The sequence below is a fragment of the Achromobacter xylosoxidans A8 genome, from assembly GCF_000165835.1.
GTDB classification, from domain to species: domain Bacteria; phylum Pseudomonadota; class Gammaproteobacteria; order Burkholderiales; family Burkholderiaceae_B; genus Achromobacter; species Achromobacter xylosoxidans_B.
Genome location: NC_014640.1, coordinates 37,678 through 53,160 on the forward strand (window position 1 = coordinate 37,678; position 15,483 = coordinate 53,160).

At 66.6% G+C, this 15,483-nt stretch carries 15 protein-coding genes; 10 read left to right on the forward strand and 5 right to left on the reverse strand.

What is annotated here, in order from left to right; translation table 11 throughout:
* The first annotated feature begins 38 nt into the window (after positions 1 to 38).
* From AXYL_RS00200 to AXYL_RS00210, 3 genes are all read left to right on the forward strand, one after another.
* Positions 39 to 1,202 (forward strand): alpha-hydroxy acid oxidase, encoded by a 1,164-nt coding sequence (locus tag AXYL_RS00200; protein ID WP_013390803.1) that lies wholly within the window; start codon positions 39 to 41, stop codon positions 1,200 to 1,202.
* 104 nt (positions 1,203 to 1,306) lie between these two features.
* Entirely contained in the window at positions 1,307 to 2,380 is a 1,074-nt protein-coding gene (locus tag AXYL_RS00205; RefSeq protein WP_013390804.1) for an extracellular solute-binding protein, read from the forward strand.
* A 79-nt stretch (positions 2,381 to 2,459) separates the two neighbouring features.
* On the forward strand, positions 2,460 to 3,293 hold the full coding sequence (locus tag AXYL_RS00210; RefSeq protein ID WP_013390805.1) for an AraC family transcriptional regulator: 834 nt from the start codon (positions 2,460 to 2,462) through the stop codon (positions 3,291 to 3,293).
* Between the two features lie 30 nt (positions 3,294 to 3,323).
* Here AXYL_RS00210 and AXYL_RS00215 read toward each other — a convergent pair whose 3' ends face one another.
* The 5 genes from AXYL_RS00215 to AXYL_RS00235 all read right to left on the reverse strand — a co-directional run bounded on the left by AXYL_RS00215 (position 3,324) and on the right by AXYL_RS00235 (position 9,457).
* Positions 3,324 to 4,604 (reverse strand): amidohydrolase family protein, encoded by a 1,281-nt coding sequence (locus AXYL_RS00215; protein WP_013390806.1) that lies wholly within the window; start codon positions 4,602 to 4,604, stop codon positions 3,324 to 3,326.
* Between the two features lie 211 nt (positions 4,605 to 4,815).
* The gene (locus AXYL_RS00220) at positions 4,816 to 5,766 is read right to left on the reverse strand and encodes an ABC transporter permease (RefSeq protein ID WP_013390807.1); all 951 of its coding nucleotides are present in this window, start codon (positions 5,764 to 5,766) and stop codon (positions 4,816 to 4,818) included.
* A 10-nt stretch (positions 5,767 to 5,776) separates the two neighbouring features.
* Positions 5,777 to 6,850: an ABC transporter permease gene (locus AXYL_RS00225; RefSeq protein ID WP_013390808.1), complete on the reverse strand. Its 1,074-nt coding sequence runs from the start codon at positions 6,848 to 6,850 to the stop codon at positions 5,777 to 5,779.
* Positions 6,851 to 6,899: 49 nt separating this feature from the next.
* Positions 6,900 to 8,429, reverse strand: a complete 1,530-nt coding sequence (locus AXYL_RS00230; protein WP_013390809.1) for an ABC transporter ATP-binding protein — start codon at positions 8,427 to 8,429, stop codon at positions 6,900 to 6,902.
* Positions 8,426 to 9,457 carry a BMP family protein gene (locus AXYL_RS00235; RefSeq protein ID WP_013390810.1) on the reverse strand — a complete coding sequence of 344 codons (1,032 nt, stop codon included), beginning with the start codon at positions 9,455 to 9,457 and terminating at the stop codon, positions 8,426 to 8,428. The genes AXYL_RS00230 and AXYL_RS00235 overlap by 4 nt, the downstream gene beginning before the upstream one ends.
* A 731-nt stretch (positions 9,458 to 10,188) precedes the next feature.
* On the opposite strand from AXYL_RS00235, the gene AXYL_RS00240 reads away from it, so the two are divergent.
* The 7 genes from AXYL_RS00240 (at position 10,189) to AXYL_RS00270 (ending at position 15,435) form a co-directional block, all read left to right on the forward strand.
* Positions 10,189 to 10,830, forward strand: a complete 642-nt coding sequence (locus AXYL_RS00240; protein WP_013390811.1) for a hypothetical protein — start codon at positions 10,189 to 10,191, stop codon at positions 10,828 to 10,830.
* 134 nt (positions 10,831 to 10,964) lie between these two features.
* Positions 10,965 to 11,894: a DedA family protein/thiosulfate sulfurtransferase GlpE gene (locus tag AXYL_RS00245; protein ID WP_013390812.1), complete on the forward strand. Its 930-nt coding sequence runs from the start codon at positions 10,965 to 10,967 to the stop codon at positions 11,892 to 11,894.
* A 50-nt stretch (positions 11,895 to 11,944) separates the two neighbouring features.
* Positions 11,945 to 12,871, forward strand: a complete 927-nt coding sequence (gene panE / locus AXYL_RS00250) for a 2-dehydropantoate 2-reductase (protein ID WP_013390813.1) — start codon at positions 11,945 to 11,947, stop codon at positions 12,869 to 12,871.
* A gap of 264 nt (positions 12,872 to 13,135) precedes the next feature.
* On the forward strand, positions 13,136 to 13,747 hold the full coding sequence (locus AXYL_RS00255; RefSeq protein ID WP_013390814.1) for an NAD(P)-dependent oxidoreductase: 612 nt from the start codon (positions 13,136 to 13,138) through the stop codon (positions 13,745 to 13,747).
* Positions 13,748 to 13,881: 134 nt separating this feature from the next.
* Positions 13,882 to 14,340 carry a nuclear transport factor 2 family protein gene (locus AXYL_RS00260; RefSeq protein WP_013390815.1) on the forward strand — a complete coding sequence of 153 codons (459 nt, stop codon included), beginning with the start codon at positions 13,882 to 13,884 and terminating at the stop codon, positions 14,338 to 14,340.
* A 10-nt stretch (positions 14,341 to 14,350) separates the two neighbouring features.
* Positions 14,351 to 14,920: a flavin reductase family protein gene (locus tag AXYL_RS00265; protein ID WP_013390816.1), complete on the forward strand. Its 570-nt coding sequence runs from the start codon at positions 14,351 to 14,353 to the stop codon at positions 14,918 to 14,920.
* Between the two features lie 5 nt (positions 14,921 to 14,925).
* Complete coding sequence (locus AXYL_RS00270) at positions 14,926 to 15,435, forward strand: nucleoside 2-deoxyribosyltransferase (RefSeq protein ID WP_013390817.1); 510 nt, start codon at positions 14,926 to 14,928, stop codon at positions 15,433 to 15,435.
* The last annotated feature ends 48 nt before the right edge of the window (positions 15,436 to 15,483 follow it).

Genomic DNA, 15,483 nt, shown 5'->3' on the forward strand with positions numbered 1-15,483 from the left:
AGCCGCAGCTGGCGCCCCATCACTCCATAGACCACTTCATGACCGCTAACCTTTCCAAGATCACCTGCGTCGAAGATCTGCGCGCCATTGCGCAGAAACGCGTGCCGCGCATGTTCTACGACTACGCGGATTCCGGCGCCTGGACCGAAGGCACCTACCACGCCAACGAAAGCGATTTTCAGAAGATCAAGCTACGCCAGCGCGTGGCGGTGAACATGGAAGGCCGGTCGCTGCGCACCACCATGGTGGGCCACGATGTCGTCATGCCGTTGGCGATTGCGCCCACCGGCCTGACCGGCATGCAGCACGCTGATGGAGAAATCCTGGCGGCCAAGGCGGCGGCGGATTTCGGCGTGCCCTTCACCCTGTCCACCATGAGCATCTGCTCACTGGAAGACGTGGCCGAAGCGACCAAGAAGCCCTTCTGGTTCCAGCTCTACGTGATGCGCGACCGCGAGTTCGTCGCCAACCTGATCGACCGCGCCAAGGCTGCCGGCTGCTCGGCGCTGGTGCTGACGCTGGACCTGCAGATCATGGGCCAGCGCCACAAGGACATCAAGAATGGCCTGTCGACGCCGCCCAAGCCCACCCTGCGCAATCTCATCAACCTGGCGACCAAGCCGCGCTGGTGCATGGGCATGCTGGGCACCAAGCGCCGCACCTTCGGCAACATCGTCGGACACGTCAAGGGCGTGGACGACCTGTCCTTGCTTTCGTCCTGGACGGCCGACCAGTTCGATCCTCGCCTGAGCTGGGACGACGTCGAATGGATCAAGCAGCGCTGGGGCGGCAAGCTCATCATCAAGGGCATCCTGGACGTCGAGGACGCGCAGATGGCCGCCAATAGCGGCGCCGACGCGCTCATCGTCAGCAACCACGGCGGACGCCAACTGGACGGCGCCATGTCGTCCATCGCCGCCCTGCCCTCGATCGCCGATGCCGTCGGTTCCAAGATCGAAGTGTGGATGGACGGCGGCGTGCGTTCCGGCCAGGACATCCTGAAGGCCGTGGCGCTGGGCGCGCGCGGCGCCATGATCGGCCGCGCCTTCCTGTACGGCCTGGGCGCCTACGGCCAGGCCGGCGTGAAACGCGTGCTGGAGATCCTGTACAAGGAAATGGATACGACGATGGCGCTGTGCGGCCGTCGCTCTATCGAGCCCGGCGACCGCAGCATCCTGCTGCCCGGCACCTACCCGAACTGAACGGTTCGGCGGCCCATGAGAAAAAGCCTGGATACGGTAGCGTGCCAGGCTTTTTTCGTTGGCGCGCGCTCTGGGAGGGCACATGAGCAAACGCAGGAGCCATCATGACGCGTAACAAACAAGACAAGGCACGCCACCCGGGCGCGGGCAAGCGGCTGCTGGGCGCGGCGGTGGCGGCGTTGCTGTCGGCCGGGGCCGCGGCGCAGCAGACCACGCTGCATGTCGGCATGAACGGCGGCGACATGGCGCGGGTGTTCACGCAGCATGTGTTTCCGGCTTTTGAGCGCGCCCATAACGTCCGGATTGTGGTGGAGCCGGGCATATCGACAGAGGTGCTGGCGCGGGCCCAAGCGGAAAAGGACAAGCCGCGGCTGCACCTTATGTTCCTGGACGACGGCGTCATGGCGCGCGCGATATCCATGGGGCTGTGCGCGCAACTCAATGACGATCCGGTGTTGAAGGAGCTGTACCCCACCGCGGTGAAGAAGGATCGCATGGCCGCGGGGATCGACATCGGCATGACCGGCCTGGGCTACAACACCAAGGTCTTCGCCGAGCGGGGCTGGGCGCCGCCGACTTCGTGGATGGACCTTGCCGATCCGAAGTACAGGGGCCAGGTCGTGGTCCAGTCGGCCTCGAGCAGCACCTTTGGCCTGCATACGTTCCTGATGATCAACCGCATCCTGGGCGGCGACGACCGGAACTACGGACCGGGCTTCGCGCACTGGCCGACCGTGGTCGGCCCGAACGTGCGCGAATACTTGCCGGATTCGGCGCGCCTGGCCGACATGGTGCAGGCCGACGAAGCGGCGCTGTTTCCCTGGACACCCACCGCCATCACTCGCCTGAAGAAGCGCGGCGTGCACGTGGAATACGCGCAACCCAGGGAGGGATCGATGATCCTGATGGTGGGCGAATGCGTCGTCGCCGGCAACAGCCAGCCGGAGCTGTCGCAGAAGCTGGCGCTGTATTTGCTGTCCGAGCGGGCGCAGACCAAGGCGCTGGAGATGGGCGGGCACTTCCCGTCCAACCGCAACGTGCTGGCTCCCGCCGACCATGCGGATGCGCTGCAACGTTTCCAGGGCTATATGTCGAACGCCAAGATACCGAACTGGGACCAGATCAACGAGACCCGGCCCGCGTTCAACGCCCGCTGGAACCGGGAGATCGGGCGCTGACGGCCTCTGTCCCGGGTGGGCCAAAAAAGCGCAAAATCTGCAAAGGCCGGCCCGCTACATTGCTCTCCAAGGAGACCGCATGAAGCCCGCAACCCTGAACCACTATGGCCAGCGCCTGGAGCCCGTCCTGCGCTGGCTGGCAAGCCACCCCGACGCCGACCCGGACCTGTACCGGCTGGCCGAGCTGGCCTGCCTGTCGCCCTATCACTTCCATCGCGTCTACCGCGCCATGATGGGAGAGACGGTGAACGCCACCGTGCAGCGTATCCGCATGCACCGCGCGGCGGTGGCGTTGGGGAATTCCGAGGCTTCCTTGCGCGAGGTGGCGCAGCGCGCCGGCTATGAGTCGGACGCGGCGTTCAACCGGGCATTCGGCGCGACCTTCGGCATCTCGCCGGGGCGATACCGGGCTGTCCGCTCCCGTCCCTTCGACCCCCAGGAGCTAGGCATGTATCCCATCAAGATCGAAACTTTTCCCGGCGCGACGCTGGCGGTCCTGCCGCATCGCGGCAGCTATCAGGAGATCGGCCCGCTGTTCTCGCGCGCCTTCATGCTGGCCGTGAGCCGCGGCATTGCGCAGCCCGATTCCATTGGCTATGGCGTGTATTTCGACGACCCCGAGCAGGTGCCGGCCAGCCAGCTGCGTTCCATGGCCGGCATGTCGGTGGCGCCCGACGCCGACCTGGGCGCGGAGCTGGAACGCTTCGAGATCCCGCAAGGCCGCTGCGCCATCCTGACCTACACCGGGCCCTACAACGAGATGGACAAGCCCTACAACTGGATGTTCTCGGAATGGCTGCCCGGCAGCGGCGAGGTGCCGGCGGATTTTCCGATGTTCGAGCAGTATCTGAATGATCCGCGCACCACGCCGCCGGCGCAGCTGCAAACGCGCATCTGCCTGCCGTTGAAGTAAGGCGCGGCACCGCCGCCGCGCCTTGCGCGCTCAGCGGGCTGGCGTCTGGAAGCTGACCGAGGCCGGACGGCCGGGCAGGTTCAGGGTCGCGGTGGCGGGCGGCGTGGTCGCCACCACCTGGCCGGCGCGCAGCACCATCAGGCGGGTGGCGCGCAGGCGCAGCGCTTCGACGGCATCGCGCGCCTGCAGCAGCACCAGATCAGCGCGCTTGCCGACCGCCAGGCCGGTTTCGTCCAGACCCAGGATCTTGGCCGGCGTGGTGGTGACGGCTTCGAAACAGGCGCGCATCGCGTCCTGGCCCGTCATCTGGGCCACGTGCAGGCCCATGTGCGCGACTTCCAGCATGTCGCCCGAACCCAGGCTGTACCAGGGGTCCATCACGCAGTCGTGGCCGAAGGCCACCGGCACGCCGGCCGCCAGCAACTCGGGCACGCGAGTCATGCCGCGGCGCTTGGGATAGGTGTCGTGGCGGCCTTGCAGCGTGATGTTGATCAGCGGGTTGGCGATGGCGGCCACGCCGGCCTCGCGCATCAGTGGGATCAGCTTGGAGACGTAGTAGTTGTCCATGGAGTGCATGGACGTCAGGTGCGAGCCCGTCACGCGGCCTTGCAGGCCCAGGCGTTGCGCGTGGTATGCCAGCGTCTCGATATGGCGCGATAGCGGATCGTCGCTTTCGTCGCAGTGCATGTCCACGCGCAGGCCGCGTTCAGCAGCCAGTTCGCACAGGATGCGCACCGATTCCGCGCCGTCCTGCATGGTGCGTTCGAAGTGCGGAATGCCGCCGACCACGTCCACGCCCATGTCCAGCGCGCGCTTGAGATTGTCCAGGGCGCCGGGGGCGCGCAGCACGCCGTCCTGCGGGAAGGCCACCAGCTGCAGGTCCAGGTAGGGCCTGACCTTCTCGCGCACGTGCAGCAGCGCTTCGGTCGCCAGCAGGCGCGGGTCGCACACGTCCACGTGCGAACGGATGGCCAGCAGGCCGCGCGCCACGGCCCAATCGCAATAGGCCAGCGCACGCTCGACCAACGCTTCCTGGGTCAGCAGCGGTTTGAGTTCGCCCCACAGCGCGATACCTTCCAGCAGCGTGCCGGACTGGTTCACGCGTGGCAGTCCGAAGGACAGCGTGGAGTCCATATGGAAATGCGCATCGACGAAAGGCGGCGCCACCAACTGGCCCGCCGCGTCCACGGTCTGCGCCGCCTCGGCCTTCAGCGCCGGCTCCAGCGCAACGATGCGGCCGTTGGCGATGCCGATGTCGATGTTCTGGCGGCCATCGGGCAGCGTGCAGTGTCTGAGTATCAGGTCGAGCATGGTGTTCCTAGCTGAAGGTTTCTGTGGTTCATGGTACTGCGCCCCTCGTTGCATTAAACCGGCGCCGCCCTATCCGGGACGCTCAGCCGGTCCGAAGCGATGCTCATTGGCGGCATGAAGCTGGTGCTCCCCCATCCGGGTCGCATGGAGCCGGCTCTGCCGGTCCATCGCGACGCCCCTGGGGGAAGCGCGCAGCGCTCGGGGGGGCCCCCTACCTTTCGCCTTTGCGATAGGGCTTCATCAGCGCCTGCGGATACGCGGCGCGGCGCGCCATCACCACCAGGGCGAGGATGGACAGCACATAGGGCAGCATCAGATAGACCTGGTACGGCAATTCCGGCAGGCCGGGCAAGGCCGCGCCGCCTTGCTGCATGCGCAGTTGCAGCGCGTCGAAGAAGGCGAAGATCAGCGCGCCCAGCAGCGCCTTGCCGGGCCGCCATGACGCGAACACGACCAGCGCCACGCAGACCCAGCCGCGGCCGTTGACCATGTTGAAGAAGAAAGCGTTGAACGCCGCCAGCGTCAGGAAGCTGCCGGCCACGCCCATCAGCGCGGAGCCCGCGACGATGGCGCCCATGCGCAGGCGCGTCACCGACAGGCCCTGCCCTTCGGCCGCAGCCGGGTTCTCGCCCACCATGCGGATCGCCAGGCCGACCGGCGTGCGGTTCAGCACCCAGGCCAGGATGGGCACGGCGGCCAAGGCCAGCAAGGTCATGGGCGTCTGTCCCGCCAGCACCGGGCCGATGAACGGAATGCCGTCCAGGAACTTCATCTCGGCGAACGGCGTGATGGTGGGCGGCGTGGTCACGCTGGGGAAGGTGACACGGTAGGCGAAATAGCTCAGGCTGGTGGCCAGCAGCGTGACGCCCAGGCCGGACACGTGCTGCGACAGGCCGAGTGGCACGGTCAGCACTGCGTGCAGCAGCCCGAATACCGCGCCCGCAAAGGCGGCCGCCAGCACGCCCACATAGAGCGGCGCGCCCAGGTACACCACCAGCCAGCCGGTGAAGGCGCCAGCGGCCATGATGCCTTCGATGCCCAGGTTCAGCACGCCCGCGCGCTCGCACAGCAGCACGCCCAGCGTCCCCAGTATCAGCGGCGTCGCCAGGCGCAGCACTGCCACCCAGAACGCCGAAGAACTCATCAGATCCATCCATTCCATGGCGTGTTCCTCAGGCCCGGTTGCGGCGCAGGCGGTACTGCGCGAATAGCGTCGCGACCAGCATGGCGAGCAACGATGTGGCGACGATGACGTCGGCGATGTAGTTCGGCACTGCGATGGCGCGGCTCATGCTGTCCGCGCCCACCAGCATGCCGGCCACGAACAGGCTGGCCAGGATCACGCCCAGCGGATGCAGGCCGGCCAGCATGGCCACCACCACGCCGGTGTAGCCATAGCCCGGCGACATGTCGAGCGTGACGTAGCCGGTGCGGCCCGCGACCTCGATCGCGCCCGCCAGCCCGGCCAGCGCGCCGGACAGCATGGCGGTGCCCAGCATGACGCGGCTCACCGGCAGGCCCAGGAAGCGCGAGGCGTGTGCGTTGGCGCCGACCGCGCGCATCTGGAAGCCGAATACGGTGTAGCGGTTCAGCAGCCACAGTCCCAGCGCCAGGCCGGCGGCCCACAGCAGGCCGGTGTGAGCGCGGGTGCGTTCGATCAGCTTGCCGAGTTCCAGGTCGCCGTTGAGCGCCACGGACTGCGGCCAGCCCATGGCCATGGGATCCTTCATGGGGCCGTCCAGCATCATCGACACGAACAGCAGCACGATGAAGTTGCCCAGCAGCGTGGTCACCACTTCGTCCACGCCGAGGCGGGTCTTGAGGATGGCGGGAATCAGCAGCAGCAAGGCGCCAGCCAGGGCGGCGGCCAGCATCATGCCGGCAAACAGCGCGGGCACCGGCAGGTCGAAGCCGGTGCCGTCATGCAGGCCGCCCACCGCCACCGCGGCCAGCGCGCCCAGGTACAGCTGGCCTTCGGCGCCGATGTTGTAGAAGCGCGCGCGGAACGCCACCGCACAGGCCAGGCCAGTCAGCATCAACGGCGTGGCGCGGGTCAGCGTTTCCGACAGCGCGAAGCGCGAGCCGAACGCGCCTTCGAACAGCAAGGCATAGGTGCGGCCCACGGGGGCGCCGGCCCAGGCCACCAGCAAGGTGCAAACCGCCAGCGTGAAGGCGATGGCCGCGAAAGGCGCCAGGGCCAGCGCCAGGCGGCTGGGTTCCGGACGGCGTTCCAGGATCAGTTTCATGCGAGTAATGCTCGGTAGGGGGTGGAGTCGCGCGGAAGGGAGCGGGTTGTCATCCCTGCGTGCCCGTCATGGCCAGGCCCACCGTGGCGGGCGTCCATTCGGACACCGGCTTCACGGCGATCAGCTTGCCGCTGCACAGCACGGCGATGCGGTCGGCCAGCGCGAAGATTTCTTCCAGGTCTTCGGATACCAGCAGCACGCCCGCGCCGCGCGTGCGCGCCGCCAGCAGTTGCTCGCGCACATAGGCGACCGCGCCGATGTCCAGGCCCCAGGTGGGCTGGTCGGCCACGATGAAGCGCGGTTGGCGCGCCAGCGTGCGGCCCAGGATCAGCTTCTGCATGTTGCCGCCGGACAGGCTGCGGGTGCGGACGTCGAGCGACGCGGCTCGCACGTCGAACTGCTTGGCCAAGGCTTGTGCGTACGCTTTGCCGGCGCGCGCCCGAATCAGGCCCCAGCGCGCAAAGCGCGGGTCCTTCAGGTCTTCGACGATGGCGTTTTCCCACAAGGGGCTGTCGCCGATCACGCCTTCGCCGTGGCGGTCTTCCGGGATGCGGCCGACGTGGGCCGCAGTCCAGCCGGCTGGCGTCGTGGGGGCCGCCGCATGCTCGGGGCCCAGGCGTATGGTGCCGTCCGTGGGCTGGCGCAGGCCGGTCAGCACCGATACCAGCGCCTGCTGGCCGTTGCCGGCCACACCCGCGATGGCGACGATCTCGTGCTTGTGGACCACCAGGTCCAGGCTGTCCAGGCGCGTGGCGCCGTCGCGGCCGTCGCGCACCGTCACTTGCGACAGCGTCACCACGGGCGCGGCCTGCTCGGCGGCGGCCACGGCTTCGGCGTGCGGCATGACGACCTTGCGGCCCACCATCAGCTCGGCCAGTTCGGCCGGGTTGGTGCTGGCGGTCTCGCGCTCGGCCACCAGCTTGCCCTGGCGCAGCACCGCCACGCGGCCTGACACCGCCATCACTTCGTCCAGCTTGTGCGAGATGAAGATCACGGCCAGGCCTTCGTCGACGAAGCCGCGCAGGGTGGCGAACAGGTCCTGCACTTCCTGCGGCGTGAGCACCGCGGTGGGCTCGTCCAGGATCAGGACGCGCGCGCCGCGGTACAGCGCCTTCAGGATCTCGACCCGCTGCTTCTCGCCGACCGACAGCGTGCCGACGCGTGCGTCCGGGTCCACGCCCAGGCCGAAGCGCTGGCCCAGTTCGACCAGCCGCTGGCGCGCCTTGCCGCGGCCGGATGCCAGCTTCCACAGCGATTCCGTACCAACCATGATGTTATCCAGCACGGTCAGGTTGTCGGCCAGCGTGAAGTGCTGGTGCACCATGCCGACCCCGGCCGCCAGCGCGGCGTCGGGCCGGCCGGCGGGCAAGGGTTGGCCAAAGACTTCGATGTTGCCTGCGTCGGCCACGTAATGGCCGAACAGGATCGACACCAGGGTCGATTTGCCGGCGCCGTTCTCGCCCAGCAAGGCCAACACTTCGCCCTGGCGCAGCGTGAGCGATATGTCGTCGTTGGCCGTGAGGCTGCCGAAGCGTTTGGTGATCCCCGACAGTTGCAGGGCGAGAGGCGCGTGGTTCATCGTGCCGAGGACTTGGGTTCTTTGTCGTTGACCTTGACGCTGAAGCCGCCGTCCAGGATGGCCTTCTGCTTGGCCTGCACCTTGGCCATCAGGTCGGCCGGGATCTTGCTTTCGAAGGTACCCAGCGGCGCCAGCGACGAGCCCTTGTGCTTCATCAGCGAGTACTGGCCGTAGTCATCGGCCTTGAAGGTGCCGGCGCGGACCTGCTTGAGCGCTTCGTCGATGGTCGGTTCCATGCTCCACAGCGCCGAAGCCACCACGGTCTCCGGATACTGCTGCTGCGTGTCGATCACGTTGCCGATGGCCAGCTTGCCGCGTTCGCGGGCGGCATCCGACACGCCGAAGCGCTCGGCATAGAGCACGTCCGCGCCCTTGTCGATCATGGCGAAGGCGGCTTCCTTGGCCTTTGGGGGATCGAACCAGGAACCGATGAAGGTCACGGTGAATTCGGCTTGCGGGTTCACTTCCTTGGCGCCTTCGATGAAGGCGTGCATCAGGCGGTTCACCTCAGGAATGGGGTAGCCGCCCACCAGGCCGATCTTGCCCGTCTTGCTCATGCCGCCGGCGATCATGCCGGTCAGGTAGGCGGGTTCCTGGATGTAGTTGTCGAACACCGAGAAGTTGGGCTGCTGCGGCTTGCCCGAGGAACCCATCAGGAAGGCGGTCTGCGGATAGTCCTTGGCCACCTTGCGGGCGGCGGCTTCCACCGCGAAGGCCTCGCCCACCACCAGCTTGTTGCCCTGCTCGGCGTACTGACGCATCACGCGCTCGTAGTCGGCGTTGGTGACGTTTTCCGAGAACGTGTATTCGATCTCGCCGCGATCGCGGGCCGCGACCAGCGCCTTGTGGATGCGCGACACCCATTGCTGTTCGACCGGCACCGTGTAGATGGCGGCGACCTTGGTCTTGGCGGGTGCCTGGGCCTGGGCGACGCCCGAGAACAGCAGCGCGCCGGCAGCGGCGGCGGCCAGCTTGAGCAGACCGCGGCGGGCGATGCCGGCGACGGACGGGGTGGAAAAGGCTTTCATGCGGGTGACTCCTGCGCAGGGAAGGAAAGGGATGGGGATGGGAGGCGATGCGGGTCCCACACGGGCCCGCGCGCGCCTGGAGCGCGCGCGCTGCCGCGGCCCGGTTCCATATGGCGGCCGCCGGCAGGCGTGCCGGGACTAGCGTACGGAAACGAGGGCTTGGGATCGGTCATCGGATGGGAGCGCCAGGAGGCGCACCCATCCGAATGGTCGGGTTCGCAGCCAGTCCTGGCGAAGCAATTTGTATGCCATGGGGCATTCCCGCGACAAGTCGGGGAAACCTGATGGCCGGGCAGGATTATAGGCACCCTGGCGGGGATTGGTGGCACCAGAGCGGTGCGCGGCGTTTCAAGGGGTGGACAGACCGCGTGTCAGGTCGAAGTTCAGTGTGTCTGAATTTCACCTGGGCACGGATCGCCGGTCCTGCGGACGCTGCATCATTGAGACTTGAATTTGGTCCGCGTATTGGTGCGCAGCAAACAGAACGGGCAGGGACGGGCCAGTCTGAGGATAGGCGGGCGCCACGGGCCGATTTGATGAACCGGTTGCTCAAATAGGGAGGCCCCACCGGAGTGGGGCCATCGTTCGGACCTAGTTGCATCACCAGCATTCACATCTGGGAGTGGCTTTGCTAGGGCAGCGCGTCGACTGTAGCGTTTTTGAGCATGGCTTTCAACCAAGTTTTCGGCGGCGCATGCAGGACTGCCTTCTTGGAAGGAGAAATAGGACCAATGGAATGGGAACTGCGTGAAACGGTGTTCTCCGCCCCTCGAATGGGGCGCTACCTGAACCGCTATGGCGGAGACGTGTTACGGGCGGCCGTTGCCTACGATCACAATGTCCTGTTGGCGCAGGCGCTGATGCCTGCCTTGCAGACGATGGAAATAGTCCTTCGAAACGCCATCCATCGAAGCTTGAGCAGGTCGATGGGAAGCGTCGACTGGTGGAATGGTTTGCCCTCCCCTGAGTTCGAGTGGTTGCAAAGGGCGGTGGGCGACGCAGGGGTCAAGATTCAACGACGCCGGGAACGCGTCACCACCGATAAGATTGTTGCCGAGTTGACTTTTGGATCTTGGACGCGACTGTTCAATGCCCAACATGGACGCACGTTATGGGGGCGTCTCCTCCTGGCCTTTCCCACCTGTCCCAAAGCCAAGCGTCAGCGCGGCCCCATCAGTTCGTCCCTGAACCGCATTCGCGACTTGCGAAACCGAGTCATGCACCATGAACCGTCGCTGTGGGTAGCGCCTTCGGTGAAGGATATTCACGACGATATCCAGGAGGTCCTGGACTGGATCGATCCGGGCATCAACCGCTGGCTCGTCCATCACGACTCCCTGCCAGCGAGATGGGCGGAATGCGCGGCGATTTGAATGCCGCAGCCCAGGCTCGATGAAATTCGAGGCATGGAACGGCCCGTTGCAGCCGCAGGCGTGCCGATCCGGGTGTCACGAGCCTAAAATCACCTACATGAACCGCGCGCGTGCGCGGCAAGCTGGAAGACCCCATGCAAGATATACAACTGCTGCTGGAACAGTACGGCGGGTGGCTCGTATTCGCTAACGTGCTGGTCGAGCAGGCCGGCCTGCCGGTGCCCGCCTATCCCATGCTGATCGCCGCCGGTGCGCTGGGCGGTGCGGGCGGGTGGCTCGTGCCCTGGATGGCGGCTACGGTCGCTTGCCTGCTGGCTGACAGCCTCTGGTACGCGGCCGGGCAGCGCTATGGTTCACGTCTATTGGGCGTGATCTGCAAGATGTCGCTGTCGCAGGATTCCTGCATCCGGCAGACGCAGCGCCTGTACCTGCGCATCGGCGTGCGCGCGCTGCTGGTGTGCAAGTTCCTGCCGGGCGCGGGCGCACTGTCCACCGTCATGGCGGGCCTGACGGGCACGCCCTATCGCCGCTTCCTGGGTTATGACCTGGTGGGCTCGCTGATCTGGTCGGGTTCGGCCCTGCTGCTGGGCGGCCTGTTCCACAACGTGGTGAACGACTTCCTGGAAATCCTGGGCACCTATGGCGCCATGGGACTGGGCGTGCTGGCGTCGGTGCTGGCGCTGTACATCCTGGCGCGCTTCCTGCGGCGCCGCATCCTGCTGCGCAGCTTGCGCGTGATTCCGCGCCTGTCGGTGGACGAGTTGATGCAGTGGCGCCAAGCCGGCCGCAACGCGCTGGTTTTCGACGTGCGTCCCGAAGCGATGCGCGAAGAGCAGCGCATTCCCGGCGCCATCGCGGTGGACCTGAAGGCGCCCTTGCCGCGGCTGGACGCCGAGGCGCTGGAATCCGACATCGTCGTGTACTGCGCCTGCCCCAACGAGGTATCGGCCGCGCTGCTGGCGTCGCGGCTGCGCGCTGCCGGCTATCCCAAGACCTGGGCCTTGCGCGGCGGATATCAGGCTTGGCAGGAGCACGAGCACCCGCTCCCCCCGCAAGGCGCATAATTCCGCCATGAGCCCGCGCAGACGGCGGGCAGCCTACAGGAGAGACAGGCATGCGGATTTTGTTCTTGGGCGCCGGCGGCACCGGCGGTTACTTTGGCGGACGGGCAGCCCAGGCGGGCGCGGACGTGACCTTCCTGGTGCGCGAACCGCGCGCCGCACGCATCCGCGAACAGGGCCTGCGCATCAAGAGCCCGCTGGGCGACGCCACGCTGCAGCCGCAACTGGTCACGCAGCAGACCCTGCAAGGCAGTTACGACGTGGTGGTGCTGAGCTGCAAGGCCTATGACCTGGCCAGCGCCATCGAGGCCATCCGCCCCGCGGTCGGACCCGATACCGCCGTGCTGCCCATCATGAACGGCGTGCTGCAGTACGACGTGCTGGACCGCGAGTTCGAGCCGCACCGGGTGCTGGGCGGGCTGTGCCAGATCAACGCCACCCTGGGTCCCGAGGGCGAAGTGGTGCATCTGGGCAAGTACGCCAATATCGTCTTCGGCGAGCGCGCCGGCCCCGCCCGCAGCGACCGCTGCGTCGCGCTGGAACAGGCCCTGGCCGGCGGCGAGTACGTCAGCCGCCTGAGCACCGACATCTACCAGGACATCTGGGAAAAATACGTGTTCCTGACGACGCTGGCCGCCGCTACCTGCCTGATGCGGGGCTCGGTCGGGCAGATCGCCTCTACCGACGACGGCATAGACATCATGAGCGGGCTGCTGCAGGAATCGCAAGCCGTTGCCGCCGCCTCGGGCCACGCGGTGCGGCCGGAGGCCGACGCCTCGGCGCGCAAGCTGATTACAGACCGTACCCAGCCCGTCACCGCGTCGATGTTCCGCGACCTGAGCCAGGGCCTGCCGGTCGAGGCCGACCACATTGTCGGCGACATGGTGCGGCGCGCCCGCACCCTGGGCGTGGACGCGACCTACCTGCGTACGGCTTACGCGCATCTGCAGGTCTACCAGGCGCAGCGGGCCGCGGCCTGAACGCCGTCCTCTCCGGCGGCCCCCTGTTCAAGCGGGACCGCCGGGAGCACACTGGCCTGGCGGCTGCGAAAGCGCCCGGCAGACTTCCCTTCCGCCCGCCCCGTCCGGATTTGCCGGCTATTGGTGCATAAATTGCAAAGAACTAGTCCGATTTAGCGGGTTTTTTGATCGGATTTGAACGAATAGTATGGCTTTGCCTGAGCCAAAGCGCGTAGCGCCGCAAGTTGCGGCGGCCCTGGCTCCCCTACCCCAAGGAGCAAGACCATGAAAGTTGCATTGATCGGAATTACCGGCCGCGTGGGTTCGCGCGTGGCTGACGAATTGCTCAAGCGTGGCCACCAGGTCACGGGCATCGCCCGCAATCTGTCCGACGTGAACCCGCAGCTCGGCCTGACCATCAAGCAGGGCGACGCCACTGACCCGGAAGCGCTGACCTCGTTGCTGACCGGCCATGACGCCGTGATCAGTGCATCGCGCTTCGTGTCGTCGGACGCCAAGCCGCTCTTGAGCGCCGTGAAGGATGCGGGCGTGCCGCGCCTGCTGGTGGTCGGCGGCGCGGGCAGCCTGCTGGTCGCGCCCGGCAAAATGCTGATCGACACCCCCGAATTCCCCGACGCCTACAAGCCCGAGGCCCGCGCCGGCGTGGTGTTCCTGGACACGCTGCGCCATGAAAAGGTGCTGAACTGGACCTTCCTGTCGCCCTCGGCGCTGTTCGAGCCGGGCGAGCGCACCGGCAAGTTCCGGTTGGGCGACGACACCCTGCTGGCCGATGACGAAGGCAAGAGCTGGATCTCGATGGAAGACTACGCCATCGCGCTGGTCGACGAGCTCGAAGCGCCCAAGCATTCGCGCCGCCGCTACACCGTGGGCTATTGATTCCGGCTGTCGGCGGACTGAAGGGGCCTCGGCGAGAGGCCCCTTTTTCATTCCGGATACGGGCCGGAATCGATGTTTTTGTTTGTAAACTGGCGCACCGCCAGCCGGCGTTCCAACCCCTGAGTTTGCCCTGTATGCGTATGAAGTTGAAATCGTTGGCCCTTTGCATGCTGGTTGCCGCATCCTGTCTGGCGGCGGTGCCGGCCGCCGCAGCCGCGCCCCAGTCCAACAAGGACCTGGTGGTGGCGTTCTTCCGCATGATGTTCCAGGACCGCGACATCGACGAGGCGGTGCGCCTGTACGTCAGCCCGAACTACATCCAGCACAATCCCTACATGCAGGATGGCGTCGGGCCGCTGGTGGATTTCTTTCCCGCCTATTTCGAGCAGCATCCGCAGTCCATCGTCGAGATCAAGCGGGTGATCGCTGAGGGCGACCTGGTGCTTATCCACAACCTGTGGCGCGATTCGCCGGAAGACCGCGGCCAGGCCGTGATGGACATCTTCCGCGTGGAAAACGGCAAGATCGTGGAACACTGGGACGTGAGCCAGGAAATCCCCGAGAATCCCGCCAATAAGAACGGCATGTTCTAGGAAGCGCCGCATGGCCAGCATCGAACCCGTAGACCTGTCCCGCGCTTATCTGCTGCTGAATCATGGCCCCACGGTGCTGGTGACCAGCGCTCATGGCGACGCGCGCAACGTCATGGCGGCCGCCTGGGCCATGCCCCTGGATTTCAGCCCGCCCAAGATGCTGGTGGTGGTGGACAAGAACACCTACACGCGCGGATTGATCGAAGCGTCCGGCGAGTTCGCGCTGTGCATCCCGTCGCGCGCGCAAGCCCGCGCCACGCTGCGGGTGGGCACCGATTCCGGGCGCGACGAAGACAAGTTCCAGGCCAGCGGCCTGACGACCTTTCCCGCCAGCAAGATCGGCGCGCCGCTCATCAGCGGTTGCCTGGGCTGGCTGGAATGCCGCGTCGTGCCCGAGCCGCACAACCAGCAGGCCTACGACCTCTTCATCGGCGAGGTCGTGGCCGCATGGGCCGAGCCGGAAGCGTTTTCCGGCAACCGCTGGCATTTTCCCGACGACGAGCGCCGCTCGGTGCATTACGTGGCTGGCGGTTCTTTCTTCGCCACCGGCGAAGCCTTCAACGTTTCCGATCCGGAGTAATCATCATGCGCAGCGTATATCTGGCGGGTTTCGACGTGTTCCTGCCCGATGCGGCCGCGCATGGCAAACGTTTGCAGGCGCTGTGCGCCACCTACGGTTTCGACGGCTTGTTCCCGCTGGATAACGAGGCGCCGCGAGACCTGTCGGGCCAGGCGCTGGCGCAATGGATCTACCGCGAGAATGTCGCGCTGATCCGGCGCGCGGACATGGTGATGGCGAACCTGAATCCGTTCCGCGGCGCCGAGCCCGATTCCGGCACGGCTTTCGAAGTGGGCTACGCCATCGCTTGCGGCAAGCCGGTATGGGGCTACACGGGCCAGGCCGGTTCGCTGATCGACCAGGTGGCGGTGGGGGCGGCGGCCGACGACGGCGCCTCGCGCATGGTCGATGCGCATGGCTATACCGTGGAAGACTTCGGCTTGAACCTGAACCTGATGCTGGCGTGCAGCGCCCGCATTGTCACGGGCAGCGCCGCCGACTGCCTGGCGCAGATGGCGCGGGAGCCGGGGCGCTAGCGGCCCGGCATCGGTGCTTGCCGCCCACTTCCTGCGCTCATTGCCCGG